This window comes from Streptococcus sp. 2018037, from assembly GCF_019754195.1.
In the GTDB taxonomy this organism is placed as follows: Bacteria; Bacillota; Bacilli; order Lactobacillales; family Streptococcaceae; genus Streptococcus; species Streptococcus hashimotonensis.
In genome coordinates this window covers 153,799-168,725 of sequence record NZ_JAIJZQ010000001.1, presented here as the reverse complement: position 1 = coordinate 168,725, position 14,927 = coordinate 153,799, and the positions used below count along the sequence as shown (strand labels likewise).

The window sequence follows — 14,927 nt, the reverse complement described above, 5'->3', positions numbered from 1 at the left end:
CTTCTTTCATTCGCATGAATGTTGCATCGTGATCTGTTTTAGAATAGGAATTTCGCTCTTGTAGAATCTGTTTATCCCGTTCGTACTTCTGTTTCCGAACAAGAAAATCCTCTTTCAACTTTCTCTTGAGTTTCTTAATTCTTCTTCGTTTCTGTCTGTTGGCTGAGCCACCTTTGATGACTTTAGGCTCTTGTGAGATAGCTTCTTCCACCTCATTCAATACTTGTTCGGTTTCTTGTAGGAGTTGGTTTAGTCCCTCGCTAGTGAGGCATTCTTCCTTGGACAAGGCAGTATTCACCCCTTCTTGGACTAGTTTGTCATAGAGTGCTGAAATGTTTCCATTCAAGGCATCTTCGTAGCGTACAACGGCCTTTTTCCATGTGAAAGAATACTTGTTGGCATCAGCTTCTACCTTAGTTCCGTCAATGAAGAGAGCCTCATCTTCAATCAAGCCATTCTCTCTGAGGAGGAGGGTAAAGTAAATGAAGGCAGTTTTGATGAGCTGATTGGCGTGTGTGCTAGCCCGAAAACTGTTGATGGTTCGATAACAGACGTAGGTATCCTGACTCAGCCATTTCATGGGAATAACTTCTTCATTCATTTGAACGATTTTTCGACCAGAGAATACCTGACGAGCATAGGCAAATAGGGTCATTTTAAGCAACATAGCTGGATGAAAGGCAGGACGACCTGTGTGAGAAATTTCATCTAGTAGAACAGGTTGAGGAATGGTATCCACAAACTGACTAATCAGACTAGCCTCATGCGTTGCAGGTAAGTCCCAAGCAATATTTAATTCCAAACTTAACTGATTTGTGTTATACTGTTTATACATTTTCATGCCTTTCTAGTTGTTTTGTGGTTATTATAATTATAAAGCATGAAGTGGAAAACGAGCAACTCCTAATTGGAATTGCTCGTTTTTTATATGTGAGAAGCTAGTTTTTGCCCAGCCTCCTCTTCTACAGAATCATTAGATAAATTCGGCATCTGCAATTGCCTGTTTAACCGTTTCCAGCGGCAAATGAACCAACTCACAGCCCTTTTCTTTATACAAGTACTGAGCATAGTCATCCATGCGGTATTCATTGATATAGACAACCCGCTTACAACCAACCTGTAACAATTGCTTGGAGCAGTTGAGACATGGGAAATGGGTCACATAGGCAGTAAAACCTTTTGGAATTCCCCGCTCCGCTCCTTGTAAAATAGCATTGACTTCCGCATGCAAGGTTCTAGCGCAATGACCATCAATCATAAGGCATTCCTGATCCAAACAATGTTCGGTTCCTGAAACAGAACCATTGTAGCCTGTTGCGATAACCTTATTGTCCTTAACCAAAACCGCACCGACCTTGGCTCTCTTACAGGTTGCCCGATTGGCAATCAAAAGCGCCTGAGCCGCAAAATACTCATCCCAAGCTAAACGATTTGTTGACATGACTTCTCCTTTCTCCACTCAATCCACCATCCCATAAAGCTCTGCCAAGTCCTGGGCTGTGACAATACCAACAAGATCCTCTGGCGAATGAAGCTTCCCGCTCGCCTGACGACTGACTAGGACGGTTGTGCGCTTACGCCCCTCAAAATGATTAATTACCTGATAAAGATGAGCTGTTATTGGCAGAACAATTACCTGAATACTATCTTCCTCACAAGCTAGTACGTCTTCAAGACTAGCCTCCACCAATTTTTCACGTATAGAGCCCGTTTCCTTGCTTGCCTTGGCCAACCAATTTGTCAATCCCTTGTCAGAAACCAGACCTTGATAAACCTTGTCAGAAAAAATAGGAAACTTAGAAAAATGCTCTTGCTCCACAATTTCTAAAGCCTTTATCAATTTGTCCTTGGCTTCAAAAATAACCGGCTTAATTTTCTGGGTTTCTTGTAAATAGTCGGCAATGGTAACCGGCTCTTGGTACTGGGCTATCACTTTTTCCAAAACAGTAAACAATTCCTGCGAAGGTTGGGCTACTTCCTTCAAACCTGTTCGTTTCTCATGAACCATGAGATTACGCAACTGACGAGCCACATAGAGTTTATCCCAGTTCGCCTCAACGGGATTATGTCGCGTCAATTCCTTTGCCTTGGTCAACATAGAGCCTACATCTGCATATTCCCCATCCGCAACACCGCACACCCTACGCAAGACCTTATCCAAGTCATTGAATAACTCTAAAAAACGGCTTTCATTCATCTTAGTCTACCATTGCTGATTTCAAGTAGGCATCGACCATCCGCTCAGTCGCATGGACCGAATCCAAATGGGTCCGCTCGTAGGAATGGCTAGACTCGATTCCAGCACCAAGCAGGGCGTGCTTGACATCTGCTCCTGCTCGCATAGCTGCTGAAGCATCTGAACCATAGTAAGGATAGATGTCCAGCTTATAAGGAATGCCATCTCTTTCAGCCAAGGCTACCAAGTGCTGACGGAGTTCGTAGTGATAGGGACCTGATCCGTCCTTGACACAGATAGAAACCGTGTATTCATCAGTCTGCTGGTCATCTCCCATTGCCCCCATATCGACCGCCAGATATTCAACCACCTGACTTGGAATGCTAGAGTTGGCACCGTAGCCAATCTCTTCATTGTTTGAAAAGTAAAAATGGGTCGTATAAGGCAGGGTGATTGCCTCTTCCTTGTAAACCTTCAAAAGATGCAGCAGGATAGCGGCTGAAACCTTATCATCTAAATGACGGCTCTTGATAAAGCCAGTTTCAGTCACAATAGTCCGTGGATCAAAGGAGATAAAGTCTCCGACTTCAATACCCAAGGCCCGCGTCTGTTCTGCATTGGTCACTTTTTCATCCAAACGAATTTCCATATTGGTCTGATTTCGCTCGGCTGTGCTGGCATCTCGATAGACATGGACAGAAGTTTGGTGCATCAAAATCGTTCCTGTAAAGGTCTTACCATTCTTGGCACAATGAATTAAGCAGTTTTCTCCTTCAATAGAAGGGTAGCCAAATCCTCCCACCAAATCCATTTTGAGTCGGCCGTCTGGCTTGACTGCACGCACCATGGCACCCAAAGTGTCCAGGTGAGCAGTCAGCATCCGGTGTGTCTGGTCATTTTCCCCAGTAACAGTAACTAGAACGCCACCCTTAGCAGTCTTGACAGCCTCATAGCCTAAACCTTCCACTTCTGCCTTGATGTAGTTCATAATGTCCGTCGTATAGCCCGTTGGCGACGGTGTATTGGTCAGTTTAACGATGTAATCAAGTGTCTTCATGAAAACCTCCTTATTTATAAACTATTATATCATGTTTTAGGACATTTTTTTGCTATAATGAAGACATGAAAACCTACCAGAAGATTTATTTACTATTAAAAGAAAAAGACGACTACATCAGCGGAGAAGATTTGGCACAGGAATTGGGCATTTCACGGACATCCATTTGGAAGGCCATTCGCCAGTTAGAAACACATGGTTTAACTATTGAGGCTGCCCGTAATCGTGGCTATAGATTAGCCGAAGGCGATTTACTCCTACCCGAATTAATCTCTCAGGAGCTTCAACTACCTATCCATCTGAATATGGATAGCGACTCCACCCAGCTAGATGCCAAACAAGGTATTGAATCAGGTCATACTAGTCCTGCCCTATATCTAGCTCCCTATCAGAATAAAGCCAAGGGACGATTTGGGAGACCATTTTATACCTCCAAGTCAGGTGGCATTTATATGTCGCTTCGTCTCTCTCCCAATGTTCCATTTCTAGAATTTAAGCCCTACACCATTTTAGCTGCAGCAGCTGTTGTGAAGGCCATTCAATCTCTTTGCGACTTGGACGTCCAAATCAAGTGGGTCAATGACATCTATCTCGGACACAAAAAGGTTGCTGGCATCCTCACTGAGGCTATCTCTTCTATGGAAAACCAACGGGTAACCGATGTCATTATCGGTGTCGGCATCAATGTCCGCATAGACGATTTCCCTAAGGAATTACAACAATCTGCCGGAAATCTTTTCGAGGAACAACCACCATTTACCCGCAACCAACTCATTACTGCCATCTGGAAAGCCTTCTTAGAAACCGATGAGAAGGAACTAATTGCCCTTTACAAAGAAAAATCACTTGTCGTTGGCCAACAAGTGAGCTTTGTAGAAAATCAAGTTGAATTTAAGGGTACTGCCATCGCTGTTACTGATACAGGAAACCTGGTTATCCAGTTAGATAACGGCAAAGCAAAAATTATCTCCAGCGGAGAAATCAGCCTTACTTCTTGGTCTGCTTCTCCACCAAACGAATAAATTTAGTCACCTTGTAAGCAAAATGAAGATTCCGATAGGCGATAAAGGCGTAGATACCTGCAATCAAGAAATCTCCTGTCAAAATCGATGCATTCATAAAATAAACAGCTAAAATAGTTGTAATGGCTAAAAAAAGAAATTGTGGAAGTTTCATAAAATAGATTATACCAAAAATTCAGTCAACTGGCTGAATTTTTATATGCTTTCTTGATAGGTTTCGATTCTTTTCTAAACAAGAAAACACCAACTAAATCAGTCAGTGTTTCTTAAGGAGATATGAAAAATATTTAGGATTGAATATAGTATAAAATATCTATCAAAACTATTCATCAGTCTTAGGGCTGATATTTTTTAATCATTCAAAATCTCTACTGAGTCCGCTAGAAAGCCAAATTCTTCTGGAACTGGACTGGCTTCTTTTTCGGTTTCTTGTGTCTTTTGCCCTTTTGCCTTAGCCGAAAATTCAGCACGAATACTTACCCAATCTTCCTGAGCAATGGCCAAAATCTGTGGCGAGAAGCCTGCAGCCTTGCTGAGAATATTACCAAACATGGTATTGAGATTGTCCCGTTTCATAGTCTGTTCAGCATTGAGTGGAGACTCAAAGGCCAAAATCGCATGATTTTCATTTGCAGCGACTGGTTGAGAACCAACAAGCAAGGCACGATCTGCTCCTGATAAACTCTCAATAATTTCTCCCCAAGCATTCTGCAAGCGAGTCAAATTTTCACGCGCCAAGGTTGGATTTTCCATAGCTTCCTGCAAAATAGCATGAACCTTGCTGGTATCCAATCGGTACTTCTTCGGAGCCTGCGGCTTGCGTGAAACTGGCTTAACAGCACTTGGTTGACTAGATAATTGACCTAGTTGTTTCTGTAAATCCGCGACTTGTTGTTGCAGACTGGCTAGTTGCCCCAGCAAATCAGCTGGCAGCTCTGCCATTGCCCCCGAAGGAGAACTATCTTCAGCCAAACGAATGGTCATCATTTCAGCGTAAATCTTCGGTTGAGGACTGGACTTGATGTCCGCCAACCCCCTGGTCACCATCTCAATCATGGTAAAAATCCGTGCCTGCTCAAGAGCTAGATTTTCTGAAAAACCTGTTGTTAAATGCGTATCCTCACCACCCGTCTGCACGATAAGGACATCTCTCAAATAGTGCAAAAGATCTGTCGCAAAACGGCTCATACTCTTTCCTTGGTCAAACAAGGTTTGTAGATGCTGGAGAGCTGTGACACTATCCCCTTGACGCAGGCTTGCCACATAGTCATCCAAGGCACGCAAGCTGATAGAACCCGTAATTTCCTCAGCAATTTCCAAGGTCACTTGCTGGTCCTGACTAAGACTGAGAGCCTGATCCAAAATGGATAGGGCATCCCGCATCCCCCCTTCTGCCCGACGCGCAATAATCGTCAGAGCCTGCTCGTCAAAGATTAGCCCTTCCTTGGTCAAAATTACAGCCAAGTGCTCCTGAATGTCCGTCACCTTGATGGACTTAAATTCAAATCGTTGCACCCTTGACAGAATGGTGGCAGGAATTTTGTGCAATTCCGTCGTTGCTAGAATAAATACCACATTTTCAGTCGGTTCTTCCAAGGTCTTCAAGAGGGCGTTGAAGGCACCAGTAGACAGCATGTGGACCTCGTCGATGATATAGACCTTATAGGTCGCAAGACTAGGTGCATAGGTCGATTTATCACGAATATCACGAATTTCATCCACACCATTGTTGGAAGCAGCATCAATCTCAATCACATCTTCCAGGCTACCTTCCGTAATAGCCTGACAGATATAACAATCGTTACAAGGCTCGCCTCCAACCTGATTAGGACAGTTCATGGCCTTGGCAAAAATCTTAGCTGCCGATGTCTTACCCGTACCACGAGGACCTGAAAAGAGATAGGCATGACTGATTTTCCCCTGTTCAATGGCCTGTTTGAGTGTGGTCGCAACCACCTCCTGCCCCACCATCTCCCCAAAGGTCTGGCTTCGGTACTTCCTATATAAAGCTTGGTACATTAGCGTTTTTCTCCAAACATAGCAAAATTCCAGTCCGTCTTCTCAACCAAGAGAGCAACGAACTTTTCTAGATAGTCTTGGTCAATGGTATCGTAATCAGCGACCAACCTCGAATCCAAATCCAAAACGCCCAATAATTGGTCGTTTTTCACCATTGGCACAACGATTTCCGAAAGAGCTGTCGCATCGCAGGAAATATAGTTATCATGTAGACGAACATCGTCTACGAGAATAGTCTGGCGCTTAGCTGCAGCCTCACCGCAGACACCCTTTCCAAGTGCAATATGAACACAGGAAACGCCACCCTGAAAAGGCCCCAAAATCAATTCACTACCATCATATAAGTAAAATCCTGTAAAGACAGAGTTTGGTAGAGCTTGATTGAGCAAAGCAGAAGCATTTGATAGATTGGCTAAAGCATTGGTTTCACCATCAAGAAGAGCTTCCAATTGAGCCAATAATAGTTGATAATTTGAAATTTTTTCTTGTTTTGTCATAGGAACATTATAGCATAGTTAAGCCGACTTTTATAGTCCGAGCGATAAAGAAAAAGGCTTGCGCCTATTTCCACATCCAGTACATAATCACTGCATCAATCAATACCCCTATAGCCCAGGCTAGTTGAAAATACTTTTTCTGTGTCTTATGCCGAAAATGGGTTCCACCTGCCCAGGCACCCAGCCCGCCACCAAAATAGGACATGAGTAATAAGGTCTTTTCTGAAATCCGATAGGCGTTCTTTCTCGCCTTTCCTTTATCCATACCATAGGTAATGAAGACAACTAAATTCCAAACTACTAGCGCCATACTAACCATCTGTTTGATTGACATACATTCCTCCAATTAAGTCACATTTCTTCTTACTCTAACATAATCCAAAACAGGACACAAGGAAAAACGATTCGGAAATCCGAATCGTTACATTTCTGCCAGTGTATCCTCTAACCATTTGAGCTGGGCACGGTTGCGTTCAATAGCACGTGTCAAAATCAAATAGTGTCCATAATTGTCTTGGATACTTTCCTTGGTTGAGAACAGCTCAACTTTACGACTGTCTAGGTGTTTTAAGTGCTTGGTGACTAGTTCAATTTGACTCTGCAACAAACCAGGAATCCGTGGGTCATCCTTTTCACGGATAAAAAACATCTTGATTGAAAACAAGTCTTTTTGCTGAGGCGTTTCTTCATTTGGAATGGATAGCCATTCGTCTAAAATCTGACGACCAGTAGCCGTCATCGCATACTGCTTTTCCTTTTCATTTCCAGATACTGCATGACAAGTAATCAATTCTTCCTTGGTCATACGTTTTAATTCTGGATAGACTTGGCTATGGGCAACCTGCCAAAATTCGCCTAAATCACGTTGAACATAGTCGGTAATCTGTTTGCCAGTTACCATCTGACCGCTAGCACCCATAATCCCTAATATGATATGAGGTAATATTCTTTGCTTCGGCATCTTAACCACGCTCTCTTAATATACTCTCCACCTTGGTGTTAATCAAGTCGATGGCTACAACGTTGCTGACGCCTTCAGGAATGACGATATCTGCATAGCGCTTGGTTGGCTCGATAAACTGGTGATACATTGGTTTCACCACCGAGGTGTACTGCTCAATGATACTATCTAAGCTACGGCCACGCTCTTCCATGTCTCTCTTAATGCGGCGAATGATACGAATATCGTCATCAGTATCGACGAATATCTTAATATCCATTAAATCCCGCAACCGTTTGTCTTCCAATACTAAAATACCTTCCACAATAAATACATCTTGTGGTTCCTGACGATAGGTCTTCTCTGAACGTGTGTGCTGAGTGTAATCATAAATCGGAATATCCACTGAACGTCCTGCTAATAGCTCACTGATATGGTAAATCATCAAATCCGTATCAAAAGCCAGTGGATGGTCATAATTGGTCAGTATCCGTTCTTCAAAGGTCAGGTGGGACTGATTCTTATAATAAGAATCGTGTTCAATCATAGATATACGAGCATTTGGGAAATTATCCAGAATGGCACGTGACACACTTGTCTTGCCACCCCCAGATCCGCCGGTTACGCCAATAATAATGGGTTTCTGAGTCATCATCATCTCCTTCTATTTTCAATACTATTTTACCATGAAACATGGTATAATGAAAAGGATAACACAAAAGAAATGAGAATTTATGCTTAATTTTGGTATTGTTGGCACCTCAGACATCTCTCATCGTTTTATAGAGGCGGCCCATTTAAGTGGACATTATCAGCTACAGGCTGTTTTCTCCCGTAAACTAGAAACTGCTGCTGCCTTTTCAGAGCAGTATGAAGGAGTCGATTTATACACAGAATGGGTAAAATTTCTTTCTGCTCCCATTGATGTTGTCTATATTGCCAGTCCAAATGCCCTGCACTTTGAACAGGCAAAAGCTGTTCTAGCTGCTGGTAAACATGCTATTGTTGAGAAACCCATGGTTTCTACACCTCAGGAATTAGAACAATTGCGTCGCGTTGCCCAAGAAAATAATGTTTTCCTCTTTGAGGCTGCTCGAAACTATCACGAACAGGCTCAAACCATTATCCGTGAATTTTTGACGGATAAAACGATTTTAGGTGGTTCATTTGGGTATGCCAAGTATTCTTCTAAGATGCCTGAATTGTTGGCTGGGCAAATGCCAAATATCTTTTCAACTGATTTTTCCGGTGGTGCTCTCATGGATCTAGGTGTCTATACGCTCTACGCCGCTATCGGCATTTTGGGAACTCCCAGAACGGCCAGCTATGTAGCACAACAGCTACCTTCTAGTATTGACTTAAATGGTTCGGGACAACTCATTTATGACAACTATATCGTCCACATTCAGGCAGGAAAAAATATTACGAGCAATCTAGCGAGCGAAATCTATACAAATGATGGAACACTAACACTCAACGCATGCCAGCATATCAGCTCTGCTATTTTCACAAAACATGACGGAGAGCAAATTGTTTTACCAATCCAAGCGGCCCAGCACCCTATGCTCGAAGAAGCGCTAGAAATTGCACAGGCAATCAAGCAACAAAACCGCGAGCTTGTAGACCAGTGGTTGGCTGTGGCAGAAAGCGTCCATCAAACACTTTACACCATGCGTCAAGACGCAGGAATAATCTTTAAGGCGGATAACAATGAAATCTAAATTTCCCTCCAGCTGGACGGACCAGCTTACCCTACTTGGCTTTGAGGACTTTACTCCTATCCAAGTTCAGGCCTTTGAGCCTATTGCAAACGGCAAGTCCCTTCTAGCTATCAGCCCAACAGGCACAGGAAAAACCCTTGCCTACCTCTGGCCTAGCCTATTAGCCCTAACTCCTAAAAAAGCCCAACAATTGCTCATTCTCGCACCAAATACTGAGCTGGCTGGCCAAATATTTGATGTTTGTAAGACTTGGTCGGAGACAATTGGGTTGACTGCTCAACTATTCTTATCTGGTTCCAGTCAAAAACGCCAGATTGAGCGACTAAAAAAAGGACCAGAAATCCTGATTGGAACACCTGGTCGTATTTTCGAGTTGATTAAATTGAAAAAAATCAAGATGATGAATATTAACACCATCATCCTAGATGAATTTGATCAGCTATTCTCCGATTCTCAATATCAGTTTGTCGAAAAGATTATCAACTACGTACCTCGTGACCACCAGTTAATCTACATGAGTGCAACAGCTAAATTTGACCGTCAAAAAATTGCTGAAGACATTGAAAGCATTGATTTATCTGAGCAGAAATTGGATAATATCCAGCATTGCTATATGATGGTAGATAAGCGTGAACGTTTGGAAACTCTACGTAAGTTTGCCAATATCCCTGATTTTCGTGCTCTTGCATTTTTTAACAGCCTATCAGACCTTGGTGCAAGCGAAGATAAACTACTCTATAATGGTGTGAATGCAGTTTCATTGGCTTCGGATGTCAACGTAAAATTCCGCAAGGTCATCATCGAACGTTTCAAAAATCACGAACTCAATCTTCTACTTGCTACAGATATGGTCGCACGTGGTATCGATATTGATAACTTAGAATGTGTCCTCAACTTTGAAGTTCCTTTTGACCAAGAAGCCTACACTCATCGTTCCGGACGTACTGGACGCATGGGCAAGGAGGGACTTGTCATTACCCTAGTATCTAGTCCTAGCGAATTAAAACAATTGAAAAAGTATGCCTCCGTCCAAGAAGTCATTCTCAAGAATCAAGAGCTCTACAAAATATAATGAACAATATACAAAAGGCTTAGAACCAGTGTTTCTACTAACATGATTCTAAGCCTTTTATCATTCTTACTGGGCTGGACCAGATAATTCTTGTGAATAATAGATTAATTGAGGATTGAGAGGACTGGCGAGTAAGTCTGTTACAGTAACCATATTGTAGCCCTCACCTGATAAGTATTGCAATACAGACTCGAGGCTATCAACTGTTGACTGATGAATATCATGCATTAGGATAATACTTCCTGGACAAGTCTGTTCTTTTATTTCTTTCAAAATGGCTTGGGGATTGCGACTCTTCCAATCTTTAGAATCGACCGACCAATAAATCGATGGAAGTCCCATCTGATTGACAACAGCCTGGTTAACCGAACCATACGGAGGACGAACCATTGTTGGTACAATACCTGTAGCTTCAGTAATAGCTGCCTGTGTATCTTGAATTTCTCTCTGTACTTGCTCCCCAGAAATAGTGACTAGATTAGGATGATTCCACGTATGGTTGGCGATGACGTGCCCTTCCGCTACCATTCTACGGAGAATAGCTTCATTCCCAGCTACAGCCTTACCAACAACAAAGAAAGTTGCTTTGGCATTATATTTTTTCAATAAATCTAAAACTACCGGTGTCGTATTCGGATTTGGTCCATCATCAAAGGTTAGAGCTACCTGTCTCAAATGTTTCTTATCCACAACTTGTGCAGCCATATACTCATCATAGCCAACCTTATCAGCATCTACTAGATAATCACTCTTCACTACTGGGTACAAATCTGAAATTGGTAGAACCAACTGGTTAATGCCGTAACCATCTGGTAATTGTAAGGTTAATTGGCTGTCTCCATAACTAAAGGAGATAGCATTTAAGTCTATTGTTTCAAACTTTTTGACAATCGCTTCTACATCAGTCTTTTCCATTCCTTGAGCAAGTAAGGCTTCTCTTAGATGATCAACAATAATACTTGCTGCAGAGGATAAATTAGGTAATAAATCTTCCAGGGTAAACAATTCATTGTCCTGCGTCAACAACACACGCTCAGACGGGAGTTTATCCTGCTTTTTAATTTGCAAGTTGTCTACTTTATAGTGCTCCGCTTGAATTTCACGAGCTGTTACATTTTTAAAATTCGTTTTTCCCTCTATTGACGAAACAAAGACCAGTTTTTGAATTTTTCCTGCTGGTTTTTTATGACCAAAGCGTCTTTGAACATAAGAAATCATTCGACTTTCTACAGGTCCTAAGACTTGACCTGCATCGTCTGTAGGTAGGGCAGCCACAACATGGGTCGTATCAATATTTCCCTCTTGAATTTTGCCCTTGCCTTTAGCGAGGATGGTTTGTTGTTTTTCCTCGATAAACTGACTAACCTGTCTTTCTTGAAGTCCTGCAAATAACCATAAAGCCAAACTTACCATCATGCCGAGCAAGGCAATGTTGATTCCCAACCAAAAACTAACTTTTTTCATCTCCAACCTCCCATTCAAAACATATATAAACTATGCTAAATCATTTAAAGGCTCTTGTCAAGACAGTTCTATAAAAACTCATAAAAAGATTAGGTAATACTCTTCGAAAATCAAAATTATCCGTTGTCAAGAGCCTTGATGAGTGAAAAGCTCCAGTGGAGGTTTTCAGCCTGTTACCTTGAAATAAGAAAGTAACAGAGTTCTATCTTCGGCTTCGTTTCCTAGGCTACTTTTGATTTTCATTGAGTATAAATAATTGATTTGCTTCCTAATTCCCTCTCTTCTGCCATTTTCTGATTTTTTTCTGAAAAGAAAAAGACTGCCTAGGCAATCTTTTCTAAATTAATCTGCACGAATGACTTCTACACGGTAGCCATCTGGATCTGTCACAAAATAATAACGACCTGGACTTCCTGGTAAGCCCTTGATGTCTGTTGTTGGATAGCCCAGCTCCTTATGCTTAGCATTATCACCTTCTAAATCATCCGAAGAAAGAGCTAGATGCGAGAAGCCATCCCCTACGATATAGGGACCATGATCATAATTGTAGGTCAATTCAATCTCAAAGTCATCCCCTTCAAGTGCTAAGTAAACCAAGGTAAACTTGTGCTCTGGATAGTCCTTGCGACGAGTCTCTTTAAAACCAAATCCCTCTTCATAGAATTTTTGAGATGCTTCTAGGTTTTCAACACGCAAACATGCATGTAGCATTTTTTTACTTGCCATAATAAACTCCTCCTACCTTTTAATACCACCAGTATACCATACTCTCTATGAAAAGTCCGATATTCAAAACTAAAAAAGCCTGAGCGAACTCAGGCCTTAAATGAATTATGCTTCCAAGTAGTACTCTTTCACAATGTTCAAGTTTTCATCCAATTCGAATACAAGTGGTGGGAAGTTTGGAATTTCCACATCCATGATTTCGTCATCAGACAATTGTTTGATGTGTTTTACAAGGGCACGGATTGAGTTACCGTGTGCACCTACGAATACGTTTTTACCGTCTTTCAATGCTGGAGCAATTTTATCTTCCCAGAATGGAAGGGCACGCTCAAGCGTTACTTTCAAGTTTTCTGCATCTGGAATAACTGAATCATCAAGGTGTGCATAGCGACGGTCAGTGTGTGCTGAATGCTCATGATCTTTAGCCATTTCTGGTGGCAAAGTATCATAAGAACGACGCCAGATGTGAACTTGCTCATCACCAAATTCAGCAGCTGCTTCAGCTTTGTTCAAGCCAGTCAAACCACCGTAGTGACGTTCGTTCAAACGCCATGATTTTTCAACTGGTACCCACAATTGATCTGCAGCTTCAAGAGCCAAGTTTGTAGTCTTGATAGCACGTTTCAATACAGATGTGAAAGCAAGGTCAAATTCGATACCTGCTTCTTTGATCAATTTACCTGCATCGATTGCTTGTTGTGTACCTTTTTCAGACAAATCAACATCAGCCCAACCAGTGAAAAGGTTAGCTTTGTTCCATTCAGACTCACCATGGCGAGCAAAAACCAATTTTACCATTTATGGATTCTCCTTTAAATTTTGAGGTTCCCCTCTTATACTTCTCTATTTTACACGAAAAGGTAAAAAAATGCCAGCCTTTCCACAATCTGTGTACGCTTTCATTACTCTTTCATGTAAATTCAGTCTCTAGACCTATCTTTCTTCTTAGAAAAAAGACAAAATAATGGTATAATAGTAAGGCTGAACACGACAGTTCAAAACGATACCACTATAGGAGTTATCATGAAAAAAGTAGCTATCGTGTCTGCCTATCGTTCTGCCATCGGCAGTTTCGGAGGTAGTCTGAAAGATATTGAAATCGCTGATTTAGGGGCGCAAGTCCTCGAAACAGCCTTAGCTAATAAAAACATCCCTGCAGACAGCGTTGATGAAGTTATCTTCGGAAATGTTCTATCAGCAGGACAAGGACAAAATATTGCACGTCAAATTGCTATTCGTGCAGGCATTCCTCAGACAGCCTCTGCCTATGCAGTCAATAAAGTCTGTGGTTCTGGTCTCAAATCAGTCCTTCTTGCCACACAATCAATCCTTCTCGGTGACAATGATGTAGTTGTGGCTGGAGGCATTGAAATCATGAGCCAGGCACCTTATCTATCCAAAACTAGCCGGTTTGGTAGTAAATTAGGGCATATTAGTCTGGAAGATTCCATGTTAACAGATGGTTTGACAGATGCCTTCAACGACTATCACATGGGCATTACTGCAGAAAATGTTGCTGAACGCTATCAAGTCAGTCGCGCAGAGCAAGATGCTTTTGCATACAGTAGCCAAGAGAAGGCTGCAAAAGCTATTGCTGAGGGAAGATTTGTTGACGAAATTGTTCCTATTAGACTAAAAAATCGAAAAGGTGAAATACTTTTTGACACTGATGAGTATCCCCGTCTGACACCTATTGAAAAACTGGCAACACTCCGTCCAGCTTTCAAAAAAGATGGATCCGTCACCGCAGCCAATGCTTCTGGCATCAACGACGGCTGTGCTGTCTTGGTACTCATGTCTGATGAAAAAGCCAGTGAGCTAAATATCCAGCCACTCGCCTATATTGAGGCCTATGCAACAAGCGGTTTAGATCCTGCCTATATGGGGTTAGGTCCTATAACAGCTAGTCAAAAAGCCCTTGAAAAAATCGACAAATCCGTCGAAGATATTGATTTATTTGAACTCAACGAAGCTTTCGCAGCCCAATCAATTCCAGTTGTCAAACAACTCGGCATTAATCCTGCAAAAGTCAATGTCAATGGTGGTGCTATCGCCCTTGGGCATCCAATCGGAGCTAGTGGTAGTCGAATCCTAGTCACTCTGATTCACGAATTAATCAAGCAAGAAAAAGAGCTTGGTCTTTGCTCACTTTGTATCGGAGGCGGTCAAGGTATCTCCCTAATCGTTTCCAATGCGCAAACAAGTTAACCTATCATTTGTACACAAAGGATAT

17 protein-coding genes are annotated in these 14,927 nt (G+C 42.1%); 4 read left to right on the top strand and 13 right to left on the bottom strand.

Features of this window, described 5'->3' with window-relative positions; translation table 11 throughout:
* The 4 genes from K5Q29_RS00860 to K5Q29_RS00845 all read right to left on the bottom strand — a co-directional run.
* Positions 1-835: transposase (locus K5Q29_RS00860; protein WP_205032690.1), on the bottom strand; the 835-nt coding region annotated here is incomplete at its 3' end.
* 138 nt (positions 836-973) lie between these two features.
* Positions 974-1,441: a cytidine/deoxycytidylate deaminase family protein gene (locus tag K5Q29_RS00855; RefSeq protein WP_105139555.1), complete on the bottom strand. Its 468-nt coding sequence runs from the start codon at positions 1,439-1,441 to the stop codon at positions 974-976.
* A gap of 18 nt (positions 1,442-1,459) precedes the next feature.
* Positions 1,460-2,197: a hypothetical protein gene (locus K5Q29_RS00850; RefSeq protein WP_172699685.1), complete on the bottom strand. Its 738-nt coding sequence runs from the start codon at positions 2,195-2,197 to the stop codon at positions 1,460-1,462.
* Position 2,198: 1 nt separating this feature from the next.
* The gene (locus K5Q29_RS00845) at positions 2,199-3,233 is read right to left on the bottom strand and encodes a M42 family metallopeptidase (protein ID WP_105139554.1); all 1,035 of its coding nucleotides are present in this window, start codon (positions 3,231-3,233) and stop codon (positions 2,199-2,201) included.
* Positions 3,234-3,298: 65 nt separating this feature from the next.
* Between K5Q29_RS00845 and birA the strand changes: the two genes are divergently transcribed.
* Entirely contained in the window at positions 3,299-4,255 is a 957-nt protein-coding gene (gene birA, locus K5Q29_RS00840) for a bifunctional biotin--[acetyl-CoA-carboxylase] ligase/biotin operon repressor BirA (protein WP_105139553.1), read from the top strand.
* Here birA and K5Q29_RS00835 read toward each other — a convergent pair.
* The 6 genes from K5Q29_RS00835 to udk all read right to left on the bottom strand — a co-directional run bounded on the left by K5Q29_RS00835 (position 4,221) and on the right by udk (position 8,363).
* A complete protein-coding gene (locus K5Q29_RS00835) occupies positions 4,221-4,409 on the bottom strand; it encodes a DUF3272 domain-containing protein (protein WP_002936839.1) in 189 nt (62 codons plus the stop codon). The two genes, birA and K5Q29_RS00835, sit on opposite strands and share 35 nt — an antisense overlap.
* Positions 4,410-4,606: 197 nt before the next feature.
* Positions 4,607-6,274, bottom strand: coding sequence for a DNA polymerase III subunit gamma/tau (gene dnaX, locus K5Q29_RS00830; protein ID WP_105139552.1), 1,668 nt, complete (start codon positions 6,272-6,274; stop codon positions 4,607-4,609).
* Positions 6,274-6,771 carry a GAF domain-containing protein gene (locus K5Q29_RS00825; RefSeq protein WP_014638428.1) on the bottom strand — a complete coding sequence of 166 codons (498 nt, stop codon included), beginning with the start codon at positions 6,769-6,771 and terminating at the stop codon, positions 6,274-6,276. The genes dnaX and K5Q29_RS00825 overlap by 1 nt, the downstream gene beginning before the upstream one ends.
* A gap of 64 nt (positions 6,772-6,835) precedes the next feature.
* A complete protein-coding gene (locus tag K5Q29_RS00820; protein ID WP_002940218.1) occupies positions 6,836-7,105 on the bottom strand; it encodes a DUF1294 domain-containing protein in 270 nt (89 codons plus the stop codon).
* Between the two features lie 87 nt (positions 7,106-7,192).
* The gene (locus K5Q29_RS00815) at positions 7,193-7,732 is read right to left on the bottom strand and encodes a PadR family transcriptional regulator (protein WP_105139551.1); all 540 of its coding nucleotides are present in this window, start codon (positions 7,730-7,732) and stop codon (positions 7,193-7,195) included.
* A 1-nt stretch (position 7,733) separates the two neighbouring features.
* On the bottom strand, positions 7,734-8,363 hold the full coding sequence (gene udk / locus K5Q29_RS00810) for a uridine kinase (protein WP_002936217.1): 630 nt from the start codon (positions 8,361-8,363) through the stop codon (positions 7,734-7,736).
* 82 nt (positions 8,364-8,445) lie between these two features.
* Here udk and K5Q29_RS00805 point away from each other — a divergent pair, with 82 nt between their 5' ends.
* Positions 8,446-9,432 carry a Gfo/Idh/MocA family protein gene (locus K5Q29_RS00805; protein ID WP_105139550.1) on the top strand — a complete coding sequence of 329 codons (987 nt, stop codon included), beginning with the start codon at positions 8,446-8,448 and terminating at the stop codon, positions 9,430-9,432.
* On the top strand, positions 9,422-10,504 hold the full coding sequence (locus tag K5Q29_RS00800) for a DEAD/DEAH box helicase (protein ID WP_024398152.1): 1,083 nt from the start codon (positions 9,422-9,424) through the stop codon (positions 10,502-10,504). The genes K5Q29_RS00805 and K5Q29_RS00800 overlap by 11 nt, the downstream gene beginning before the upstream one ends.
* 66 nt (positions 10,505-10,570) lie before the next feature.
* Here the strand turns inward: K5Q29_RS00800 and K5Q29_RS00795 are convergent, their stop codons facing one another.
* The 3 genes from K5Q29_RS00795 to K5Q29_RS00785 form a co-directional block, all read right to left on the bottom strand.
* Positions 10,571-11,968, bottom strand: coding sequence for a polysaccharide deacetylase family protein (locus K5Q29_RS00795; protein WP_105139549.1), 1,398 nt, complete (start codon positions 11,966-11,968; stop codon positions 10,571-10,573).
* Between the two features lie 342 nt (positions 11,969-12,310).
* Positions 12,311-12,694: a VOC family protein gene (locus K5Q29_RS00790; RefSeq protein ID WP_015647197.1), complete on the bottom strand. Its 384-nt coding sequence runs from the start codon at positions 12,692-12,694 to the stop codon at positions 12,311-12,313.
* Between the two features lie 105 nt (positions 12,695-12,799).
* Positions 12,800-13,492, bottom strand: coding sequence for a phosphoglycerate mutase (locus K5Q29_RS00785; RefSeq protein ID WP_002936226.1), 693 nt, complete (start codon positions 13,490-13,492; stop codon positions 12,800-12,802).
* A gap of 225 nt (positions 13,493-13,717) precedes the next feature.
* On the opposite strand from K5Q29_RS00785, the gene K5Q29_RS00780 reads away from it, so the two are divergent.
* Positions 13,718-14,902 (top strand): acetyl-CoA C-acetyltransferase, encoded by a 1,185-nt coding sequence (locus tag K5Q29_RS00780; RefSeq protein ID WP_105139548.1) that lies wholly within the window; start codon positions 13,718-13,720, stop codon positions 14,900-14,902.
* Positions 14,903-14,927 lie beyond the last annotated feature (25 nt).

Coding starts and splice junctions, on each gene's coding strand:
- birA (WP_105139553.1), top strand. CDS start 3,299: ATGAAAACCTACCAGAAGATTTATTTACTATTAAAAGAAAAAGACGAC.
- K5Q29_RS00855 (WP_105139555.1), bottom strand. CDS start 1,441: ATGTCAACAAATCGTTTAGCTTGGGATGAGTATTTTGCGGCTCAGGCG.
- K5Q29_RS00780 (WP_105139548.1), top strand. CDS start 13,718: ATGAAAAAAGTAGCTATCGTGTCTGCCTATCGTTCTGCCATCGGCAGT.
- K5Q29_RS00820 (WP_002940218.1), bottom strand. CDS start 7,105: ATGTCAATCAAACAGATGGTTAGTATGGCGCTAGTAGTTTGGAATTTA.
- K5Q29_RS00800 (WP_024398152.1), top strand. CDS start 9,422: ATGAAATCTAAATTTCCCTCCAGCTGGACGGACCAGCTTACCCTACTT.
- udk (WP_002936217.1), bottom strand. CDS start 8,363: ATGACTCAGAAACCCATTATTATTGGCGTAACCGGCGGATCTGGGGGT.
- dnaX (WP_105139552.1), bottom strand. CDS start 6,274: ATGTACCAAGCTTTATATAGGAAGTACCGAAGCCAGACCTTTGGGGAG.
- K5Q29_RS00815 (WP_105139551.1), bottom strand. CDS start 7,732: ATGCCGAAGCAAAGAATATTACCTCATATCATATTAGGGATTATGGGT.
- K5Q29_RS00850 (WP_172699685.1), bottom strand. CDS start 2,197: ATGAATGAAAGCCGTTTTTTAGAGTTATTCAATGACTTGGATAAGGTC.
- K5Q29_RS00785 (WP_002936226.1), bottom strand. CDS start 13,492: ATGGTAAAATTGGTTTTTGCTCGCCATGGTGAGTCTGAATGGAACAAA.
- K5Q29_RS00825 (WP_014638428.1), bottom strand. CDS start 6,771: ATGACAAAACAAGAAAAAATTTCAAATTATCAACTATTATTGGCTCAA.
- K5Q29_RS00790 (WP_015647197.1), bottom strand. CDS start 12,694: ATGGCAAGTAAAAAAATGCTACATGCATGTTTGCGTGTTGAAAACCTA.
- K5Q29_RS00795 (WP_105139549.1), bottom strand. CDS start 11,968: ATGAAAAAAGTTAGTTTTTGGTTGGGAATCAACATTGCCTTGCTCGGC.
- K5Q29_RS00805 (WP_105139550.1), top strand. CDS start 8,446: ATGCTTAATTTTGGTATTGTTGGCACCTCAGACATCTCTCATCGTTTT.
- K5Q29_RS00835 (WP_002936839.1), bottom strand. CDS start 4,409: ATGAAACTTCCACAATTTCTTTTTTTAGCCATTACAACTATTTTAGCT.
- K5Q29_RS00845 (WP_105139554.1), bottom strand. CDS start 3,233: ATGAAGACACTTGATTACATCGTTAAACTGACCAATACACCGTCGCCA.